The following is an 18409-nucleotide window of genomic DNA, read 5'->3' as shown; positions in this document are numbered from 1 at the left end:
GGTTCTCGCTGCTAACGATGGTCTGGCTGTTTACGATCGCAGCGCTGGTGGTGGGGCTATATACTTTGGCTCGACGCAACTCCGAACTGAGTGCGCACATCGACCAGCTAGCCGCCAAGAATGAACAATACCGCAAGGAATTCGGCATCTTTGAAGTTGAGGACTCGACCAAGATCAACACGATGGACATGTCGCCTCGCCGTGATTCAAGTTCCATTCTCGGGAAGCGACATTATCACGTCTACTTGCCGCCTGGGCGCGCGTATTTTCTTAAGTACCAGATAAACAACATTCCAGCGGACGGGCTTGGCGATTGCCCGAACCCACAGACTCTCAAGCCTGGCGAGTATGAGGTTAAGATAAGCGTGGCTTTTGAAAGGGACAACAACCAAAGGCGAACTGGTTTCGCAGTTGGCGCAATTAGCGTCCGTCCAGTGGATATAACGGGAGCTTCTGCTATTCGTCACAAGTTGAGATTATCCGAGTTGTCGGCCGACTGGATCATCAACGAAGATTCGGGATGCATGGAGTACATTACCGAAGACATCGGTATCGTGCGCGATAAACACAACGACCGCATCGCCGGAGAACGAGAAGTGGAATTGCACGACGCCGACCAGCCCCTCGTCCTGCACCGCACGCGTGCGGCCGAAGTCCAATCACGAAAGAAATACAAGGACGGCCAAACCTACGACCGATACCGCTATAGAATCCCGGGCCTCACAGACGGATTCATGCTATGGATCGAATCGGAACCGATAGACGGGAAGATGCGATGACAGGCACCCCCGCACTTCAACCCAAACGCGGCGCGCGATTCTCGCTGCTGACGATGGTATGGCTGATCACGATCGCCGCGCTGGCGATAGGGCTCTACTCATCGGGCCGGCGGAACGCCATTTTAGAAGCGCGGAACGAAGAACTGGCCGCCGAGAACAAGACTCATCGCAACGTGCTGGGTATCTTCGAGATCGAGGATCCAACAAAGATTCACGCCATCCGCGCGCCCAGCGAAAACGACGAGCCCCGCAAGTACCGCATCTACCTGCCGCCGGGGCGGAAGTAAGAAGCTTGCTACCAGGCCAACCGCATCCCCGAGCGGGAAGTCGGCGAGTACCCGAATCCGAAGCTCTTGGAGCCCGGCACGTACGTGATGAAGGTCAAGGTCAACCGGCGCTACGATCGCGACACCGGCGAGCCAACGCGGGCGGTGACGGTGGACTTCGACATCGACCCCGCTGACGGACAGGTCAACTCGAGCTCCAGTGCTCGGATCGGAATCTCCGAAATGTGGAACGACTGGATTTTGAACAAGCAAACCGGAGGAATGGCCTACAGCTGGTCGGAGATTGGCGACAAACTGGAGCTCCACGACCCAACCGAGCCGCTCGTTCTATACCGCGCCCGAGCGCATGACATCAAGGTGCACGCCCGCAATAAAGAGGGCCGCGCGACCAGCTACTCGTCGAAGGACATCGAAGGCCCGACGGATGGGTTCATGGTGTGGATCGTGCCAGTGGAGGAGGGAGGGAAGCAAGAATGAGCGCGTACTTGGCGTGCTCCTTCGGAGCTACAAATGGGGGTGGGCACTGCTAGCCCAGGGCTACGCCCTGGGCTTCCGAAACGCGGCCCTTCGGGCCTGATTCTGGGCCCCATTTTCGAGTCCTGCTAAACTGGTAGAGGCCTTGCTGGGGTATCGCTGGTGTTCCGGGCGAAGCCGCGCTAGTTAGCTGCGAAGCAGCGCGCTTCGATAGCCCAGGGCGTAGCCCTGGGAATCCAAGCGACAGAACACCACAAGTCCCGAAGGGACGAACTACCATGGCTCAATCGCTCTCCAATGTGCTCCTCCATCTTGTCTTCTCGACAAAGCAACGCCAGGCGCTCATCGAGACCGACATCGAGACCGAACTACACGCCTATCTCGTGACAATCTGTAAGACGCTCAATTGCCCTGCGCACAAGATTGGAGGCACCGACGATCACGTGCATATCGCGTGTTCCCTGAGCCGAACTGTTGCCATTTCGACACTGGTACAGGAACTCAAGCAAGACTCCTCGAAGTGGATCAAAACCAGAGGAAGGCGTTACGTTCCAAGATGAGTTCCGCGAGCTTCTTGGTAGATACAACGTGCCGTATGATGAACAATACGTGTGGGAATAGCGCGCTCCTTCGGAGCTACCCATGGGTGTGCAGGTTACCCAGGGCTACGCCCTGGGCTTCCGAAGCGCGGCCCTTCGGGCCTGAAATAGCCGGCCCAATCCTGCGTTCGATGATTCGCTCTTGAGTCAAAAGACGTGACTGTTGTGGTTCCCTGGGCGGAGTCCCATTAACCAGCTGCGAAGCAGCACGCTTCGAAAGCCCAGGGCGCTGCCCTGGGAATCGAGATCCAGAGGGCAATCTGGGCCCCATCGAGCGACCGGGGGAATCCTGGTAAACTCACAGATTCGTCCCCGACCCCCGATCCCCGATTCCTGACCCCTCTCCAGTGCCCAAAGACTTTCTCAAAGACGCTCAGAGTCGCTACGACGTGGTGGTTATCGGCGCCGGCCTGGCCGGGCTGACCGCGGCGAACATCCTGGCCCGGCAGGGTCGCAGTGTGCTGTTGCTCGAGCAACACTACAAGCTGGGTGGCATGGCCACCTGGTTCAAACGTCCCGGCGGCCACATTTTCGACATCTCGCTGCACGGCTTTCCGTACGGAATGGTGAAGAGCTGCCGGCGATACTGGTCGAAGGAGATCGCCGACTCGATCGTCCAGCTCGATGGCGTGCGGTTCGACAACCCGATGTTCTCGCTGTGGACCTCGTTCACGCGGGAAGATTTCACCAATCAGCTGATCGAGAAGTTCGGCGTCGAGCCCGAACAGGTACACGCGTTCTTCGACAAAGCGCGCGGCATGAACTTCTACGATGACCAACAGACCACCACCCGCGAGCTATTCGACGAGTTCTTTCCCGGCCGCGAGGACGTGATTCGACTGTTGATGGAACCAATCACCTACGCCAACGGTTCGACGCTCGAAGACCCGGCGATCAGCTATGGCATCGTCTTTTCGAACTTCATGTCCAAAGGCGTGTTCACGTTCCAGGGCGGCACCGACAAGCTGATCAGCCAGATGGAGGCTGAACTCAAGAAGAGCGGCGTGACCATCGCCATTAACTGCGACGCCAAGAAGATCAACCTTAAGAATGGTGCGGTGCACTCGGTGGAGATCGACGCCAAGGGAGCAACGCACACCATTGAGTGCGACGCGGTGGTCTCCAACGCGAACCTCAAGGCGACTATCTTCAACCTGGTGGGCGAGGACAAGTTCGACGAGGGCTTCATCGACGACGCCCAGGCGGTGCGACTCAACAATAGCAGCACGCAAGTCTACATGGCACTGCAGGAGGACGATCGGCTGGACGTGAAGGAGCTGGGCGACTTGCTGTTTAGCAGCACCGCTCCGTACTTCCGCACCGAGGCACTGCTGTCGCGCGAGATTACGAGCCGCACCTACTCGTTCTACTACCCGAAGACTCGGCCCGACGGGCGGCCGCGGTGCATGATCGTCTCGAGCACCAACGCCAATTACGACGACTGGGCCAAGCTGCCCGAAGACGAGTACGAAGCGAGCAAGAAAGACCTGTGCGAGACAACGCTCGATGCGTTGGAGAAGTACGTGCCGAACGTCCGCGAGCGAGTGGTGCACGTGGAAGCCTCGACGCCGGTCACGTTCAAGCACTACACGGCCCATATCGCCGGCGCCAGCTTCGGCACCAAGTTCGAAGGCCTCGCGGTTAGCCGCGCCTTGCCACAGCAAGTGACCGGTCTGTACCACGCGGGCAGCGTCGGCATCATCATGAGCGGCTGGCTCGGTGCAATGAATTACGGAGTGATCGTAGCGAACGAAGTCGATAGCCAACTCGAGACCAACAGTTCGACGTCGACCGCGGGTGTGGAAAAGCAGTTGGCGACGGAGTAATCGAATTAAACAGAACGCTGATACTATTGGGGGCTCAAGATGTCGCAGGAAGAGAATCCTTTCCAATCGCCGGAGTCGTATGATGGACTGCAAGCGAGCGACAATGCAGAGCAGGAATTCGGCGAATCCAGCGATTCGCGATTCGCCAAGCTCACGTCGTTCTTGACGCTTGCTGACGCACAAGTCTGCCAAGCTGTGCTGAAGCAGGAGGGGATCGAGAGCTTCCTGGAAAACGAAGGCTCAATCGGCGCGAGCTGGTTGTTATCCAACGCCGTGGGTGGCCTGAAGCTGTTTGTGCCAGAGGAGCATCTAGAAGCCGCTGTGAAGTTGCTAGTTGATGTGCAAACTACAGGGCAGGCGAAAGAGGAACTCGGCGACATCACGTTCGAGTGCGAAGACTGCGGCGCCCAGATTACCTTTCCCGGCGATCGTCGCGGCAAGACCGAGACCTGCCCCAAGTGCCACGAGTACGTCGACGTGCCGGATTGAGGTCCTGGCTATCGCTGTTGCAGATTAGTGTCGGCGTTCATTCGTGCTGTAAGAGTCTCTGGGCTTGCCGGTCAACCACCAATGGTCTGGAGTCACGAGCGGTATCAGCTCTCTCATCGCATCTGAATCGAGTTTGAAAGTGCAGCTAGTTTTGCGACTTCAGCCGCATTGTTACCCATTGATTGCAGGAGTATCGTCTTATCTGCATTGAATAGGGTTGTGCCAGCAGCCGAAATGCTGCTTCCGTCGGCTTGGATGCCAGTAAGTGAGTAGTCCACTGAGTCGGGGATGGCCTCGGTCAGCTCAGGACGAACCGCGTCGCTGATGGAAACTCCATTGTTGACAAGTCCTTGGATCATTCCGTTGAAGTGACCTTTGAGATGGGCTGTGCGTTCCGCTTGGTTATGCGCAACCTGAGGAGATACAGTAAGGGTTAACACCGAGTTAGAGTCGGAAGAAGTGCAGGCGTATACGACCAGCATTCCTTTGTCGGTGTTTAGTCGGCGGACCAAATCCCACTGATAGCCTTCGGGGGTCGAGATGCGACCCAGGTCTTCGATCTCGAACGAGGCGGGCGAGCTTGGATCCAGAAAGGTCTGATCCTCCTGGCTCAGTAGTTGTTTAGGTAGCCTGAGCGTGACGCCATCTTCGCGGCGCAAGTCTATCACGTCCCCATACGTTCCCACCAGTACGGCTGAGAAGACGTACTTGCCGTCTGCCCCATGCCACTTCCGAACTTGCTCCGCTTCCTCCGCGCTTACTATTCCCATTGAAAGCTGCGCCAAGAATAGCGTGATCCAACATGCTATTCGAACATTGCATGGCTTCATCGTAGCCTCCCAGCGGTTTCCAGTAAGCGATCGATATTTCAAGCGAGTCGTCTGTTCCAAATCTACGGTGGTCAACTAGTCGATCTGCGAGTTACCCGCAAGTCCAGAATCAGTCAGGACGGGCTGCGATCGTCTTCATCCTCTGTAGGCTTCTGTTCTTCGCCTAGATTTCTTTGTACGCTAGCACTTCGCTACGATACCCAACCTCCTCAACTGAGAATTCATGTCCCTCGACCAAATCAAAGCCGCCATTCCGCACCGCGAACCGTTCCTGCTGATCGACGAGATCGTCGAACAGGAAGAGAATCGCATCGTTTGCCTCAAAAAATTTACTGGCGACGAGTTCTGGTACGCGGGGCACTACCCGGAGTTCCCCATCACGCCAGGGGTGCTCTTGTGCGAGGCGAGCATGCAGGCCGGGGCGGTGCTATTGTCCAAGCACGCGGCCGACAAGCCCGGCGCGGTGCCGGTGGCCACGCGGGCCAACAACGTGCAATTCCGCGACATGGTCCTGCCAGGGAGCACGGTGAAGATCGAAGTCGAACTGACCGAACGCTTGGCCGACGCATTTTTCCTGAAAGCCAAGGTAACCAATCAGGAAACTGGCAAACTGGCCTGCCGATTTGAGTTTGCCTGTACGCTGACCAAGGCAGAGTAGCTCGACTTTCCGAGTCGAATAGTCAGACAACCAATCCTGACTCTCCATTTCGAATCGCCGTAGAAATTCCACATCCCGTTGCCAATATTCCGACACGGAGTGTCGGGCCACAACTATGCCTGCCGATTTTCTACAACTTGCTGGTAAGACTGTATTGGTGGCCGGCGTGGCCAATCGCAAGAGCGTCGCTTGGCACGTTGCTCGGCTGCTGGCCGAGGCCGACTGCCGGGTGCTCTTTTCGGTGCGGAGCGAGCAGCGGCGGGAGCAGGTCGCCAAGCTCGTGAGCAATATTTCCGGCGGCTCGGCCGACGATATTCTGGTGTGCGACGTGGAGCACGAAGATCAGATCGAGCGGCTCTCAGACGAAGTGGCCAGCCGCTGTGACGCGCTGGATGGGTTGGTCCACTCCATCGCTTTCGCCGATTATGAAGATGGTCTGAAGGCCTTCCACGACACCTCCAAGCGAGCGTTTTTGCGCACGATGGATGTTTCCTGCTACTCGCTGCTGGCGATGTCGCGGGCGTTGAAAGAACGTTTTGCCCGAGATGCCTCGGTGGTGACCATCTCGATTTCGACCACCCGCATGGCCAGCGAGAACTACGGCTACATGGCCCCGATCAAGGCGGCGCTCGATTCGTCGCTGGCGTTTTTGGCCAAGAGCTTTAGCGCCGAGAGCGAGGTTCGGTTCAATGCAGTGGCCGCCGGTTTACTGAAAACCTCGGCATCTGCGGGCATTCCGGGCTACGTGGACAGCTATTTGTACGCCGAGCAGGCCACCCTGCGGCATCGGGCAGTGTCCACCGAGGAAGTGGCCTCGACGGCCGTTTTTCTCCTAAGTCCCCGATCTGCCGGGATTAACGCCCAGCGGGTGGTGGTGGACGCGGGAATGGAGACCAACTATTTCGACGCGGAAATCGTCCGCCGGTGCGTGGAGGGGTCCTAGCGGTTGGACCGCCTGGGACAGGGGTTTGCCGTTAATCCTAAGTGAAATCTACTGGATGCTTTACGCCCGTCGTGCTATCGTGATAGATGAGGAGAAGGCGACCCAGGGGGTCCGTTTCGGCGGACGCCCGATCCCATCGGCTTACCGCCGTTGGGGGGCCGCAATGCGTGCGCAGGGCTGCGCGAGGGGCCCGGCCGAATGAGTCCATTGTTCGAGCGCACGCAAACCGTTGTGAACAAGCGGAACAGAGTCACTTTTCCAGGCGGCCGTATCATCCAGCCCCCAACCTGATGCCAGAGGCCATCACGAACAAACTGCTCCACGACCTCAAACGCAGCGAACTCGTTGAAGACGACCAAATCGAGTCGTTTCTCAAGAAAGTCGCTGCGAAGCACGGAGGGTCTATACCTGACGACCCGGAGGTTCTCGCCGCCGAGTTGGTGGAACAGGGTCTGCTCACCGAGTGGCAGAGCAAGAAGTTGCTGGCTGGCAAGCACAAAGGGTTCCGCCTTGGCAAGTACAAGCTGCTGGGCGAAGTTGGCAAGGGCGGCATGAGCGCCGTGTATCTGGCCGAGCACGTACTGATGCGTCGTCGCGTGGCCATCAAGGTACTGCCCAAGAGCCGGGTGAAGGACTCCTCCTACCTCGAGCGATTCCGCCTCGAAGCCCGCGCTGTGGCCAAGCTCGACGACCCGCACATTGTCCGCGCGTTCGACATCGATAACGAAGGCGACATCCACTACATCGTGATGGAGTACGTCGACGGCAAGGACTTGCATCGACTGGTGTCGGACAGCGGTCCCTTGGATCCGGAGATGGCCGCCGACTACATCGCGCAAGCGGCCACCGGCTTGGCGCATGCCCACGCCAAGGCACTGGTGCACCGCGACATCAAGCCAGCCAACCTGTTGGTCGACCGCGCTCAAACCGTGAAGCTGCTCGATCTGGGGCTGGCGAAACTGGCCGAAGAGGATCAGACGTCGCTCACGCTGGCCAACGAAGAGAACGTGCTGGGCACGGCCGACTACCTCGCGCCCGAGCAGGCGCTCAACAGCCATTCGGCCGATCATCGCAGCGACATCTACAGCCTGGGCTGCACGTTGTACTTCCTGCTGACCGGCCGGCCGCCGTTCCCCGAGGGAACGATCTCCGAGCGGCTGCTCAAGCACCAAGTGGAAGAGCCCGACAGCTTGCTGAAGTTGCGGCCCGACCTGCCGATGTCGCTGGTGGAGATCTGCCAGAAGATGATGAACAAGCGGCCGGAACTCCGCTTCGAGTCGGCCAGCGAAGTGGCCGACCGCCTGACCCAGTGGCTTGCCGACCGTGGACGCAAAGTGCGAGGGGGCAGCATTGAGCCGAGCGACGAAGGCAGCGGCGTTGGCAGCGGTATCCTCACGCGGTTTGGCGTTCGTCCGCCTAGCAGCGCCATCAGTACCCCACCCAGCAGCGAGACCATGTCGAACGCTGCAGCCGATCGCGACACGCGGCGGCTCGACGATTCCAGCTCCGACGTGATCATCGACGAAGACGACATCTCCCTGGCGCCGCTCGAGGAAGACGAAGAGCCCAAGTCCAAGAGCAAGGACAAGGAAAGAGCCGCGCGTTCGTCGGACGTGCTCGGCGGATCCAGCTCAAAGCCCAAGTCGCCCTCGTCTTCCACTTCCAGTGGTCCTCCCACGAAGTCGCTCTTCGAAGAGGAAGTGCTGGAGAAGGAAGAAACGATCAAGCCACGCTTCTCCGGCGAGTACGAGTACAACCCGTTGCACCCACCTGGGTATTCGAGTCCCTACAAGAAGACGCCCTGGGGCCTGATCATCACCATTGGCCTGGTGGCTGTGGCCGCACTGGGCATCTTGTTGGTGGTCATGGTCGGCCTTTAGTTTTGGCCGAGGTAGGGCATTCGCGGACGGCGAGGTGCCGGGCTATTCTTCCAGACCTCCAGCGACATTGGTTCTTTGCCACTCGCAGCCGAGCATCACGCAGTTGATGCCGGAACCGATGCCGAGCATGGCAATGCGATCACCCGATTTCGCGGGGCGTTCTTCCAGTCCGCGCGCCATGGTAACCGGCAAGGCGGCCGAGCCCGTATTGCCCAGCACTTCGAGCGTGGCGTAGTCGATCGCCTGATCGAGCCCTAGTTGATCAAACAGCAGCTTGCGGTGCGATACGCCAACCTGGTGGCAGAACGTACGATCGATGTTCGCAGCAGTGAAGCCCGTCTCGGACTCAAAAGACTCAAAAGTAGCCCGACCGGTGGCCACGCCTTCGTGCATCAACGTTTCGCTATCCGTCTGCATGAGTTCCGCGTGGCCGTCGCTTTGGCAGAGTTCATGTTGCTCGGTGCGGCAGTGAACTGCCCCGCCGACGAGCCGGTTCCCCGTGCTGGTGAGTTCGGCGTCGGCCAGTACGATTGCAGCGCTCGCCGAGCCGATCGTGAGCGACGCCACGGCCAGTTTGATGTCGCTACGTTTGAGCGACGTATCGGTGTTGAGCTGCTCGATGGTGCCCTCCACCAGGTTACGCCCGCTTTCAGTGCCCACCACCACCCCAGCGCGAATCTGTCCCAGCTCGATCATGTTGGCCACCTGCAGAATGCCGTTCAGCAGCCCCAGGCAGGCGTTGGAGACGTCGTAGATCACGCAACTCGCCGGCAGGCCCAACTCGTGGTGCACTCGGCAGGCGGTAGCTGGCTCGAGGAAGTCGCGGCAAACCGAGCCATGTACCAGTGCGCCGAAGTGCCGTGGCTCGATCCCGCTGGCCTCGATCGCCCGGCGTGCCGACTGGATGCTGATGGTGCTGGGACGCGTTCCCGGGGTGTAAAATCTCCGCTCGGCGATACCGGTCATCAGCTCCAGCCGCCCCTCGGGGAGCTTCAGCCGCTGGTAAACAGGCGAAAGTTGCTGTTCAATGGCCTCTGTGGTCACCACCTCGGCCGGCAGCGTGTAACCGAGCGATTCGATGTGGACACGAGAGTAACGCATGGCGGGGGTGGTTCTCAGGGGCAACTCGTGGGACTGTCCAGCGAGGATAAACCCCGCAGCCACTGAGGTAAAGCGGCGGAAATTCTCAAGGGAGCAATCGATTGACCGAGCAACTGCGTAAGTTCGACCCGTGGATACTGGCGATCGCCTGCATGTTGCCGACCTTCGTCACGCTGGTCTATTTCGTGTGGGCGGCCGGCTCGGCGTCTGGTGTGCAGCAAGGCGTCTATTTGGTGGCCAAGACGATTCAATTCGGCCTGCCAATCGTATGGACGGCCGTCGCCTGGCGCGATCGAATCGGTTGGCCGCGGCGGAGTCGCCAAGGCTTGGTGCTGGGCACCGCCTTCGGCGTGGCCGTGACTGGCGCCTTGTGGCTGCTGTACTGGGGCTTGAAGGGGCAGCCAGTCTTGGAGCAAGCGCTCGAGCCCATTCGCGACAAGATCGCCGACATCGGCTTCGGCACGCCGGCCGCGTTCATCGCTTTGGGCGTATTTTACTCCCTGTTCCATTCGTTGTTCGAGGAGTACTACTGGCGGTGGTTCGTGTTCAGCGGTTTGAGGCGATACGTCAAGCTTGGCTGGGCGATTGTCATCTCATCCCTGGCGTTCGCCGCACACCACGTGGTGGTGTTATGGGCCTATTTCGCACACTCTCCACCCATGGCGATCCTGCTGGCGCTCGCCGTGGCAGTGGGTGGGGCATTTTGGGCTTGGCTGTATTACCGATCCGAGTCTATATTTGCCGTATGGATCAGCCATTTGCTGGTCGACGCAGGAATCTTTGCCCTGGGTTATCACCTAGCTGGGCCTTTGCTCGCGAAATAACGCTTGAGCAATTGCTAGCACTCAACAGGTGTATTTTGGTGGCACAGGATGTTGGGGCGCTGGGATGCTATCGTCCCAAAATGTTCCGCGCCTATTGCGTTTTCCTGCCCAGCCCCTAAATTTGGCGGCGACTTGCATCTTTCCGCTGGCCGAGTGACACCGGCATAACTGTTTAGGAGTTGTACAAGGACGAACGATAGGGAAATCGGGCGTTGTCGCACACGGCCCTTTGTTTGTGTGCGGCGAACGATGGGGGTTATGATTGTCGCGCCAGGGAATTGTCGCGCATCACTCTCTTCCCACCTGAGTGCCTTACCCTACCTGGCACTTGCACTTCGCTAGCTACCCAGCTGTGATCCCGGTGTAGGATCGGTGCTTGACCGAATCCTTGCAGCCGCATCAAGGCTGGCGAACAGTGTTTCTCTATCCGACTTCGAGCGCAGCTCCGGCAAAATTGAGGGACGGACAAGCAGCCTATCACCACCGGCTTTACGAAGAAGTCGGATGTCTGCACCATCCTTCAAAAGTCACCTCACAGGGAGTGTTGAGAGATGTCGAAGCCGGTCATTGGATTGAATGCAGACTATCGCGCCACCCAGGGCGATACCCCCGCTTTCTCCTACGTTGGCGCCGGATACTACGACGCCATTATCAAGGCGGACGCTATTCCGTTGATCTTGCCTCCGGTTGCGGACCGGGACGACATGAATCAGATGCTGGATATTGTCGATGGTGTGTTGATGGTCGGCGGAGCCGACCTCGATCCCCGTCGCGATGGATGGATGCTCCATCCCACCGTCAAGCCGCTCGATCCTCGTCGCGAGACGTTCGATCGGACCTTGGCACAGTTGGTGTGTGAGCGTCGTGTTCCCGTGTTCGGTATCGGCGCTGGTATGCAGTTGCTGAACGTCACCATGGGAGGCAACCTGTTGTTGCACATTCCCGAAGATCGTCCCGATGCCTTGCCGCATCGCGACGCCATCGACTTGCAGCATCGCCACACGTTGGAAATCACACCCGGGTCGCTGCTCGATCGCGTGTACGGCGATGGAGAACTGCGGGTCAACAGCCGTCACCACATGGCGGTCGACGAGCTGGCCAGCGGCTTTGCCGCGACCGCCAAGTGCCCCGATGGCATTATCGAAGGCATCGAGTACCAGGGCCATGATTGGTTTGCGTTAGGTACTCAGTTCCACCCCGAAGCCAATACGGCCTCGGCTTTGGATATGCGTATTTTTGAAGAGTTCGTGATCGGCGTGAAAGAAAACCACGAAGCGGTTCGTCTGGTGGCCTAAAAAGTCGCCGCAATCGCAACAGGCCTGGATGCCGTCTGTTTTCCGATCGATGTCGAATGAGCCCGCCTTGTGCATGGATAGCACAAGGCGGGCTTGCTTTTTTGGCAGCGCGATTCTGCCGAGCCGTGGCTCAAAGGTCTTGGTTCCGAACTCGTATCACGTTTAGAGACAAACAGCGCGATGACTCCTCCATACTGCGAGGTTTGCGGCAGGTGTTTCAAAAATCAGTATCACCACGTGCATGAGGGCGGTCGGTTCTTGCATTTCGCGGACTACGATGACTCCGCAGCTAAGCAGGGATGTTGCCCAGGGGTTGTTGGTGCAGCATGGGTTTGCGATGAACATGTTCCGTTGGCACTTAAATACACGCATATGCCATTGAGGGCAGCAATCTCCGATATGCGTGAAGCGATTGGTGTGCATGACTTTGAGTATGAAGAAGGATTGGAAGAGCCTCACTTGTATATCGGGTGTGTCGGCCCAAGCCGTCCGAAAGTCTTCACGATTCTAAGAGCAGCGACAGGAATGACACCGGAGCAAGCAAAGAATGCGCTTGAATGCTTGCCAGTGCTCGTTGCCAAAGGGTGGCCTGCGAGTTTCAGGACCTGGCGAGAAGAATTAGAGCGGTGCGGTGCACTCGTGCGAGTTGTTTGGGATTAGATCCCATTCCAAGGCGAAGCTGGATCCGACACACCTAGCAGCTTCGTTTGACGGGCAAGCGTTACTGCTTCCCCCGCTTCTTCGCCGGCTTGCAACTCGCGCCGCACAATTCGGGCTGTCCGTTGCAGCAGTCCTCGAGTAGGTAGGTAAGGAGTTCGCAAACTCCCTCTTCGCGAATCGAGTAACGGATCGACCGGCCCTCGCGCACCGAGTCGACCAGCCCCGCGTGGCTTAGTTCCTTGAGGTGGAACGTGAGCGTGGCCGGTGGGATGTCCAGCGTCTCGGCAATTTCGCCTGCTGGCATGCCGGCGCTTCCCGCATACACGAGCAGGCGAAAAACTTCGAGTCGGGATTCTTGGGCCAGGGCGGCCAATGCGGTTACCGCGGTCTTGACTTCCATATTTCCATAATAGTAAAACTATCGTAGTGATGCAACCGATATTGAGAGAGGAGACGCATGGCAGAAAACGCTTTGTTCCTTTGTACCGGCAATTCCTGCCGCAGCCAAATGGCCGAGGGGCTGCTGCGCGATTTGGCCGGGGATCGGCTCGACGTGTACAGCGCCGGTACGAATCCGGCAGAGTCCGTTCACCCGCTAGCCATTCAGGTGATGGCCGAGCGGGGCATCGACATTAGCAGCCAGCGTCCCAAAGACGTGCAGCAGTTCCTCGGTCGCCTTACCGTGCATCATCTGGTGATCGTCTGCGCGGGAGCCAACGAGGCCTGTCCGCGGGTCTTTCCCGGAATGTACCATCGCCATTTTTGGCCGTTTGACGACCCGGCAGAGTTTGTCGGGCCGCCTGAAGAGAAGTTGAAGGTGTTTCGCACCGTGCGAGACCAAATCGAATCTCAAATTACCGCTTGGTTGGAGCAAATACGATGAAGATAGAAGATGCAGTGAAGTCGAAGTATGGCAGCGTTGCCGGCAGCGGGCTTTCTACCGACCACCAAGGCGTCAAGGCGGTTGCCGAGGCGTTTGGCTACACGCCGGAGGAACTTGGTTCGATCCCCGCCGAAGCCAACATGGGGCTTTCTTGTGGCAATCCCACGGCAACGGCCTCGATCAAAGAGGGCGAGACGGTCGTCGATCTCGGCTGCGGTGGCGGTTTGGATGTGTTCCTGGCGGCCAAGAAGGTCGGACCGACTGGCAAGGCAATTGGCATCGACATGACGCCCGAAATGCTGGAACTCGCGCGCCGCAACGCCGAACGGTCGGGCGCGACGAATGTCGAGTTTCATCAGGCCACGATCGACAATCTGCCGCTGACCGACAACTCGGTGGACTGCGTGATCAGCAACTGCGTGATCAATTTGGCGCCCGACAAGCAGGCCGTGTTTGCCGAGATCGCCCGAGTCTTGAAGCCCGGTGGGCGACTGGCGGTGAGCGACATTGCGCTGAAGGCCGAACTGCCGGAGGAACTCGGCAGCGACTTGATGGCCTACGTCGGTTGCATTGCCGGTGCGATTCCGATCGAGGAGTACACGGCGGGGCTGGTTGCCGCCGGATTCGACGCGGTGCAGGTAGTCGATACGGGAAGCGACCTGAACGCCTACGCGAAGGTCGAGAACCAATCGGCATGCTGTTCGCCTTCGATGGATTGCGGCTTGCCAGTCGTGTCCGAAGGCGACGCTGGTCTGCACGAGCGGCTAAAAGACCTGCTCGCCCGCTACAACGTGAACGACTACGCTGCCAGCGTGAAGGTATACGCGTTGAAGCCGTGCGGCTCTTGAGTCTCAAACACTCAAAACCCTCCCTAGGCTGTGGAGCGTGGTTTTGTTGCTGCGACGCTACCCGTGCTTTACAATTCCGGGGGCCGTTCTAGCGACCAAAACTTGATCCACGGGCATTTCTGGGGAGGGGAGCCACATGTCGCGACTAGCTACGATGAGTGTCCTGCTGACGTTCTGGCCTTCCTCTCTGGTGATCGCGGCGGATGAAGTAGAAGTCCTGCTCGAGGACGACTTTAGCAACTATCACGCGGGTTTGTTCTCTTCGGCAGTAGGTGCGCACACGGAGTACCACTACTTGCGAGAAGCTGCGCCCCAAGGCAACTGGGAGGTCTCTACCTTTCGTTCCGACGTCGCTTCGCAGCGTGCTTGGCGAATCGTCGAGCATGACGGACGGAGGGTGATGGCGCAGGCCTACAAGAACAAGTACAAGCACTACCATCCGATGATCGTGGCGGGCGACCCTTCGTGGCAAGATTACACGGTTGAAGCGCGATTCATCCCGCAGACGCCAGACCGTATGACTGGCGTTGTTTTTCGCTACCAAAACGACCGTTGCTACTACTTCTGTGGAGTGCAGGATGGACAGGCGGTGTTGAAGCTCGTTCGACACGCCACTGCTTATCATAAGCCACGGGAAGATGTGCTTGCCACGGCGCCGATGGAGACGGTAAGCGATGCGGCGATGCACGTTAGGATCGCCGTGGATGGCAATGTCATCAACGCTGAAATCAACAACACAAAACTGTCCGCGGAGAGTGATGTGTTTCCCGCGGGTAAGGTTGGGCTGGTTGCTGATGGTCCCGCGTTGTTTCAAGAGGTTCGAGTAACCGCGATCACGGCCGAAGCTGAGAGAATCGCCGCGGCAATCGAAGATCGCCAGCTGGAAGCAGAACGCCTTCAGCGGGCCAATCCCAAGATGGTGCTGTGGAAGAAGTTGTCGCTAGAGGACTTTGGAGTTGGCCGGAATGTGCGATTCGGCGATTTGAACAACGACGGCCAGATGGATGTCTTGTTCGGCCAGGTGTTGCACCACGGCCCCAAGGACCGCAACAGTGAATTGAGCTGTTTGACCGCCATGACTTTTGATGGAGAGCAGCTCTGGCAGATTGGTGAGGCAGACCCCTGGAAGGATCACTTGACCAATGATGTCGGCTTTCAGATTCACGACTTTGATGGCGATGGACGCAGCGAGGTCGTCTACTGCCGGCAGATGCGTCTGGTTGTCGCCGATGGCGCGACTGGCGAGACGAAGTACTCCGTTCCCACTCCCAAGCTACCTCCCGATACCCCCGAGCCTTACAACAAGTTTGCCAGGGTATTGGGCGATAGCCTCTACTTCTGCGACCTCCGCGGGACAGGGCGGGATGCCGACGTGATTATCAAGGATCGGTATCTCAACTTGTGGGCCCTGAACGACCGGTTGGAAGTTCTCTGGCAGTCGCAATGCAATACGGGGCACTATCCGTTCGCCTACGATGTCGATGGCGATGGCAAGGATGAACTGATGATGGGCTACACGTTGTTCGACGACGATGGCTCCAAGCGGTGGTCTCTGGATGATGTGGTGCAAGATCACGCCGATGGCGTAGCTATTGCCCAGTTCTCTTCGGACAAAGCACCAATGCTGTTGTGCGCGGCAAGCGACGAAGGCATGTTCTTCGCGGACCTGGAGGGGAATATCCTCAAGCATCACTACATTGGGCATGTGCAGAATCCCGCCATTGCCGACTTCCGCCCGGATTTACCAGGTCTGGAGGCCGTCTCGATCAACTTCTGGGGCAACCAGGGGATTGTCCATTTCTACGATGCTGCCGGTGACATCTACCACGACTGCGAACCGTGCCAGCACGGCAGCATGTGCTTGCCGGTAAATTGGACGGGTAGCCCTGGAGAGTTTTGGCTTCTGTCGGCCAATGTCCAGCAGGGCGGCATGTTCGACGGATGGGGCCGGCGAGTGGTGAAGTTCCCCGCCGATGGTCATCCCGACTTGTGCAACGCTGTGCTGAATATCATGGGCGATGCCCGAGACGAAGTAGTGGTGTGGGATCAGCACGAAATGTGGGTCTACACGCAGGACGACAACCCGAAAGCGGGACGACTCTACATGCCAGAACGCAACCCACTCTACAACTACTCCAACTACCAGACCACGGTTTCCCTGCCGGGCTGGTCGGAATAGGTCCTCAAGCCACTCAAAACTCCCTTACCTGCACTGCGCATGTAGCCGCAGGATCCGCGCCACTTCGTGGATTGTCTGCTCATCGCGGGTCAGTTCGGTGTGCTTGGCGGGCACCAGTGCTTCGCTGCACACGCACGCCAGGCGGGCGCTGGAGAGTGGTACGACGCTGTCGGTCGGTTCGGCGCTGCATAGCCGCGGCACCACGCCGCAGATGGAGTGCACCCGCACTTGCTGCGAGAAGGGCAGTGCGAGCATCGTGCGAAGGAAAGGGTTCTCTGGCTCCATCAGGTCGATGCTGCTGAGGATCTTGCGCTGCACTTCGGCGGCGAACACGCCAGGGTTGTCGCGCACGAGTTGAGCGTGTTCCTGTTTTGCTTCAGGAGACTGTTCTGCCAACACCGAGCCGATTCGGCCGATGCAGCGAGTGGCGTCGGTCGAACCCTGATGCGGCGTGCCGATAAAGACCACGCGGGTGATACCGGGATTCGGATCGAAGAACATTTGCTCGGTCAGTCGATCGCGCACTTGTGGCGTGGTGACGATCTGCGACGGCGGGCGGCTCGCCAGTGTGTTCCACAGGTGCTCGCCGCTGTAGGTGACCTGCAGCTTTGTTACCAATCCGCCCATGCTGTGGCCCACCATCACCATTTGCGACATCGCCGGATCCGCCCGGTGTGGGTCGTACGTGGTGCGCAATCGGCGAAGTTCTTGGCGAAGCGTTGCAGCGCTCAGGAAGAACTGCGTACCGGTTGAATACTGGAACGCCCAGAACTGATAACGGTCGGCGATATCGCGATTCGCCCGCAGCTCGTTTACCATGTTAACCCATGTGGCCGAGTCGGATAGCAGTCCATGCACCAGCACCACGGGGATCTTGCCTGGCTGGTAAGGCTCGAGCATGTAAAGCCCGCCGTCGGTGGTGCCCGAGCCTGGCAATAGGAAGTCTTTGAGCCACAGCTTGTCTTCACCGCGTGGCGGATAGGCGAACATTGCCGATAGGTCGCGTGCCAGGGGAGTGCATCCCGTTGCCGTTTGCAGCGAATCGGTCGCCACGGGGTTGTAAAACTCCAAAGTGAACTGCGGCGCGCTGCCTCTGCTGACATTGGTCGGGCGTAGCACGGCCGTGGCCGCGAACGACTGCTCACGCTGCATGAATGGCTCGATGCAGGGGCCGCGCCGAACCACCACGAGCGGCACTCCCAATCCGGACGTGCGAAAGCGGTACTTCAGTTCGGGCACATCGTACTCGCCAACGGGCGCCATTTCGCTGAACTCCGCTGACTTCCAGGCGAATCCATGGTAGGCCGCGGGCACCGGCGTAAGTCCCGCTGGCCCGGCGACCAGCAGGCCCTGGCCGGGGCGCCAACGCTGGTGATGCTGCGCGGCTTCGAGCATCCGCGTCACGGCCGAGTGATATAACTGCCACTCGCGAGACGCATCGCCGGCTTGTCCCACGCAAAACGAGGGCCAGGCGGCAACGGCTGCTTGATAGTAATAGTCGACACACTCGGCCTGACCCGATTGCTCCAGCGCAAACGCCTGCGCGTAGTACGACTCGGCCGCGTGGAGGCCGCCGATGAGTGCCTGCTGCGAAGAGAGATCCACGGGGGCAACGCAAGCAGGAGACCGCCACGCCTGGCGGTCGAGGCTGCAGCCGGTAGCCAATAGCAGCAAGCAGGCCGCGGTAAACGCGACTTGCCGATACACCTTGGCTGAGAGATATCGCACGCTGGTCCCTTCCATGGGGCAGCAGTCCGCCGCGTGCGGATCACCACCTCTATGGGAACATACACCATGGGAGGAACCATGCCGGGCGAGCGACGCCGGATTCCATTGTTTGTTTGGCAGTTTTTC

18 protein-coding genes are annotated in these 18409 nt (G+C 58.9%); 14 read left to right on the top strand and 4 right to left on the bottom strand.

The annotated features are described in order from the left end of the window. The first annotated feature begins 17 nt into the window (after nucleotides 1–17). From ACQK2L_RS25240 to ACQK2L_RS25215, 6 genes are all read left to right on the top strand, one after another. Entirely contained in the window at nucleotides 18–779 is a 762-nt protein-coding gene (locus tag ACQK2L_RS25240; protein WP_425399819.1) for a hypothetical protein, read from the top strand. Then, complete coding sequence (locus tag ACQK2L_RS25235) at nucleotides 776–1066, top strand: hypothetical protein (protein ID WP_425399818.1); 291 nt, start codon at nucleotides 776–778, stop codon at nucleotides 1064–1066. Before ACQK2L_RS25240 ends, ACQK2L_RS25235 begins: the two co-directional genes overlap by 4 nt. An 87-nt stretch (nucleotides 1067–1153) precedes the next feature. Next, entirely contained in the window at nucleotides 1154–1543 is a 390-nt protein-coding gene (locus ACQK2L_RS25230) for a hypothetical protein (protein WP_425399817.1), read from the top strand. Nucleotides 1544–1818: 275 nt separating this feature from the next. Then, nucleotides 1819–2100, top strand: a complete 282-nt coding sequence (gene tnpA / locus ACQK2L_RS25225; protein ID WP_425399816.1) for an IS200/IS605 family transposase — start codon at nucleotides 1819–1821, stop codon at nucleotides 2098–2100. Nucleotides 2101–2486: 386 nt separating this feature from the next. After that, nucleotides 2487–3965: a phytoene desaturase family protein gene (locus ACQK2L_RS25220; protein ID WP_425399815.1), complete on the top strand. Its 1479-nt coding sequence runs from the start codon at nucleotides 2487–2489 to the stop codon at nucleotides 3963–3965. A 39-nt stretch (nucleotides 3966–4004) separates the two neighbouring features. Continuing rightward, the gene (locus ACQK2L_RS25215; protein ID WP_425399814.1) at nucleotides 4005–4454 is read left to right on the top strand and encodes a hypothetical protein; all 450 of its coding nucleotides are present in this window, start codon (nucleotides 4005–4007) and stop codon (nucleotides 4452–4454) included. A 113-nt stretch (nucleotides 4455–4567) separates the two neighbouring features. On the opposite strand, the gene ACQK2L_RS25210 is transcribed toward ACQK2L_RS25215, so the two are convergent. Then, complete coding sequence (locus ACQK2L_RS25210; RefSeq protein ID WP_425399813.1) at nucleotides 4568–5224, bottom strand: SHD1 domain-containing protein; 657 nt, start codon at nucleotides 5222–5224, stop codon at nucleotides 4568–4570. 283 nt (nucleotides 5225–5507) lie between these two features. On the opposite strand from ACQK2L_RS25210, the gene ACQK2L_RS25205 reads away from it, so the two are divergent. From ACQK2L_RS25205 to ACQK2L_RS25195, 3 genes are all read left to right on the top strand, one after another. Continuing rightward, nucleotides 5508–5942, top strand: coding sequence for a 3-hydroxyacyl-ACP dehydratase FabZ family protein (locus ACQK2L_RS25205; RefSeq protein ID WP_425399812.1), 435 nt, complete (start codon nucleotides 5508–5510; stop codon nucleotides 5940–5942). A gap of 115 nt (nucleotides 5943–6057) precedes the next feature. Next, nucleotides 6058–6885 carry an enoyl-ACP reductase FabI gene (locus ACQK2L_RS25200; RefSeq protein ID WP_425399811.1) on the top strand — a complete coding sequence of 276 codons (828 nt, stop codon included), beginning with the start codon at nucleotides 6058–6060 and terminating at the stop codon, nucleotides 6883–6885. A 290-nt stretch (nucleotides 6886–7175) separates the two neighbouring features. Beyond that, nucleotides 7176–8765 carry a serine/threonine protein kinase gene (locus ACQK2L_RS25195; RefSeq protein WP_425399810.1) on the top strand — a complete coding sequence of 530 codons (1590 nt, stop codon included), beginning with the start codon at nucleotides 7176–7178 and terminating at the stop codon, nucleotides 8763–8765. A gap of 42 nt (nucleotides 8766–8807) precedes the next feature. On the opposite strand, the gene ACQK2L_RS25190 is transcribed toward ACQK2L_RS25195, so the two are convergent. Beyond that, nucleotides 8808–9866, bottom strand: a complete 1059-nt coding sequence (locus tag ACQK2L_RS25190; protein ID WP_425399809.1) for a 3-oxoacyl-ACP synthase III — start codon at nucleotides 9864–9866, stop codon at nucleotides 8808–8810. Nucleotides 9867–9967: 101 nt separating this feature from the next. Here ACQK2L_RS25190 and ACQK2L_RS25185 point away from each other — a divergent pair, with 101 nt between their 5' ends. Further along, complete coding sequence (locus ACQK2L_RS25185; protein WP_425399808.1) at nucleotides 9968–10690, top strand: CPBP family intramembrane glutamic endopeptidase; 723 nt, start codon at nucleotides 9968–9970, stop codon at nucleotides 10688–10690. Between the two features lie 551 nt (nucleotides 10691–11241). Then, nucleotides 11242–11985 (top strand): gamma-glutamyl-gamma-aminobutyrate hydrolase family protein, encoded by a 744-nt coding sequence (locus ACQK2L_RS25180; protein ID WP_425399807.1) that lies wholly within the window; start codon nucleotides 11242–11244, stop codon nucleotides 11983–11985. A 721-nt stretch (nucleotides 11986–12706) separates the two neighbouring features. Here ACQK2L_RS25180 and ACQK2L_RS25175 read toward each other — a convergent pair. Further along, entirely contained in the window at nucleotides 12707–13045 is a 339-nt protein-coding gene (locus tag ACQK2L_RS25175) for an ArsR/SmtB family transcription factor (RefSeq protein ID WP_425399806.1), read from the bottom strand. A 57-nt stretch (nucleotides 13046–13102) separates the two neighbouring features. On the opposite strand from ACQK2L_RS25175, the gene ACQK2L_RS25170 reads away from it, so the two are divergent. The 3 genes from ACQK2L_RS25170 to ACQK2L_RS25160 all read left to right on the top strand — a co-directional run bounded on the left by ACQK2L_RS25170 (nucleotide 13103) and on the right by ACQK2L_RS25160 (nucleotide 16555). After that, nucleotides 13103–13528: an arsenate reductase ArsC gene (locus ACQK2L_RS25170; RefSeq protein ID WP_425399805.1), complete on the top strand. Its 426-nt coding sequence runs from the start codon at nucleotides 13103–13105 to the stop codon at nucleotides 13526–13528. Beyond that, nucleotides 13525–14376, top strand: coding sequence for an arsenite methyltransferase (gene arsM / locus ACQK2L_RS25165; RefSeq protein WP_425399804.1), 852 nt, complete (start codon nucleotides 13525–13527; stop codon nucleotides 14374–14376). Before ACQK2L_RS25170 ends, arsM begins: the two co-directional genes overlap by 4 nt. A gap of 136 nt (nucleotides 14377–14512) precedes the next feature. Further along, the gene (locus tag ACQK2L_RS25160; RefSeq protein WP_425399803.1) at nucleotides 14513–16555 is read left to right on the top strand and encodes a hypothetical protein; all 2043 of its coding nucleotides are present in this window, start codon (nucleotides 14513–14515) and stop codon (nucleotides 16553–16555) included. A gap of 24 nt (nucleotides 16556–16579) precedes the next feature. Here ACQK2L_RS25160 and ACQK2L_RS25155 read toward each other — a convergent pair whose 3' ends face one another. Then, on the bottom strand, nucleotides 16580–18283 hold the full coding sequence (locus ACQK2L_RS25155; RefSeq protein WP_425399802.1) for an esterase/lipase family protein: 1704 nt from the start codon (nucleotides 18281–18283) through the stop codon (nucleotides 16580–16582). Nucleotides 18284–18409: the final 126 nt, after the last annotated feature.

Origin of the sequence: Aeoliella sp., assembly GCF_965227375.1 — a bacterium.
Taxonomy (GTDB): Bacteria; Planctomycetota; Planctomycetia; order Pirellulales; family Lacipirellulaceae; genus Aeoliella.
Note: the sequence above shows the minus strand (reverse complement) of the source record. Positions and strands in the feature narration are given on the sequence as shown.

What these genes read in the sequence shown, in the direction of transcription:
- ACQK2L_RS25215 (WP_425399814.1), top strand. Translation starts at nt 4,005, where the DNA reads ATGTCGCAGGAAGAGAATCCTTTCCAATCGCCGGAGTCGTATGATGGA.
- arsM (WP_425399804.1), top strand. Translation starts at nt 13,525, where the DNA reads ATGAAGATAGAAGATGCAGTGAAGTCGAAGTATGGCAGCGTTGCCGGC.
- ACQK2L_RS25175 (WP_425399806.1), bottom strand. Translation starts at nt 13,045, where the DNA reads ATGGAAGTCAAGACCGCGGTAACCGCATTGGCCGCCCTGGCCCAAGAA.
- ACQK2L_RS25205 (WP_425399812.1), top strand. Translation starts at nt 5,508, where the DNA reads ATGTCCCTCGACCAAATCAAAGCCGCCATTCCGCACCGCGAACCGTTC.
- ACQK2L_RS25170 (WP_425399805.1), top strand. Translation starts at nt 13,103, where the DNA reads ATGGCAGAAAACGCTTTGTTCCTTTGTACCGGCAATTCCTGCCGCAGC.
- ACQK2L_RS25210 (WP_425399813.1), bottom strand. Translation starts at nt 5,224, where the DNA reads ATGGGAATAGTAAGCGCGGAGGAAGCGGAGCAAGTTCGGAAGTGGCAT.
- ACQK2L_RS25200 (WP_425399811.1), top strand. Translation starts at nt 6,058, where the DNA reads ATGCCTGCCGATTTTCTACAACTTGCTGGTAAGACTGTATTGGTGGCC.
- ACQK2L_RS25195 (WP_425399810.1), top strand. Translation starts at nt 7,176, where the DNA reads ATGCCAGAGGCCATCACGAACAAACTGCTCCACGACCTCAAACGCAGC.
- tnpA (WP_425399816.1), top strand. Translation starts at nt 1,819, where the DNA reads ATGGCTCAATCGCTCTCCAATGTGCTCCTCCATCTTGTCTTCTCGACA.
- ACQK2L_RS25235 (WP_425399818.1), top strand. Translation starts at nt 776, where the DNA reads ATGACAGGCACCCCCGCACTTCAACCCAAACGCGGCGCGCGATTCTCG.
- ACQK2L_RS25240 (WP_425399819.1), top strand. Translation starts at nt 18, where the DNA reads ATGGTCTGGCTGTTTACGATCGCAGCGCTGGTGGTGGGGCTATATACT.
- ACQK2L_RS25190 (WP_425399809.1), bottom strand. Translation starts at nt 9,866, where the DNA reads ATGCGTTACTCTCGTGTCCACATCGAATCGCTCGGTTACACGCTGCCG.
- ACQK2L_RS25230 (WP_425399817.1), top strand. Translation starts at nt 1,154, where the DNA reads ATGAAGGTCAAGGTCAACCGGCGCTACGATCGCGACACCGGCGAGCCA.
- ACQK2L_RS25160 (WP_425399803.1), top strand. Translation starts at nt 14,513, where the DNA reads ATGTCGCGACTAGCTACGATGAGTGTCCTGCTGACGTTCTGGCCTTCC.
- ACQK2L_RS25180 (WP_425399807.1), top strand. Translation starts at nt 11,242, where the DNA reads ATGTCGAAGCCGGTCATTGGATTGAATGCAGACTATCGCGCCACCCAG.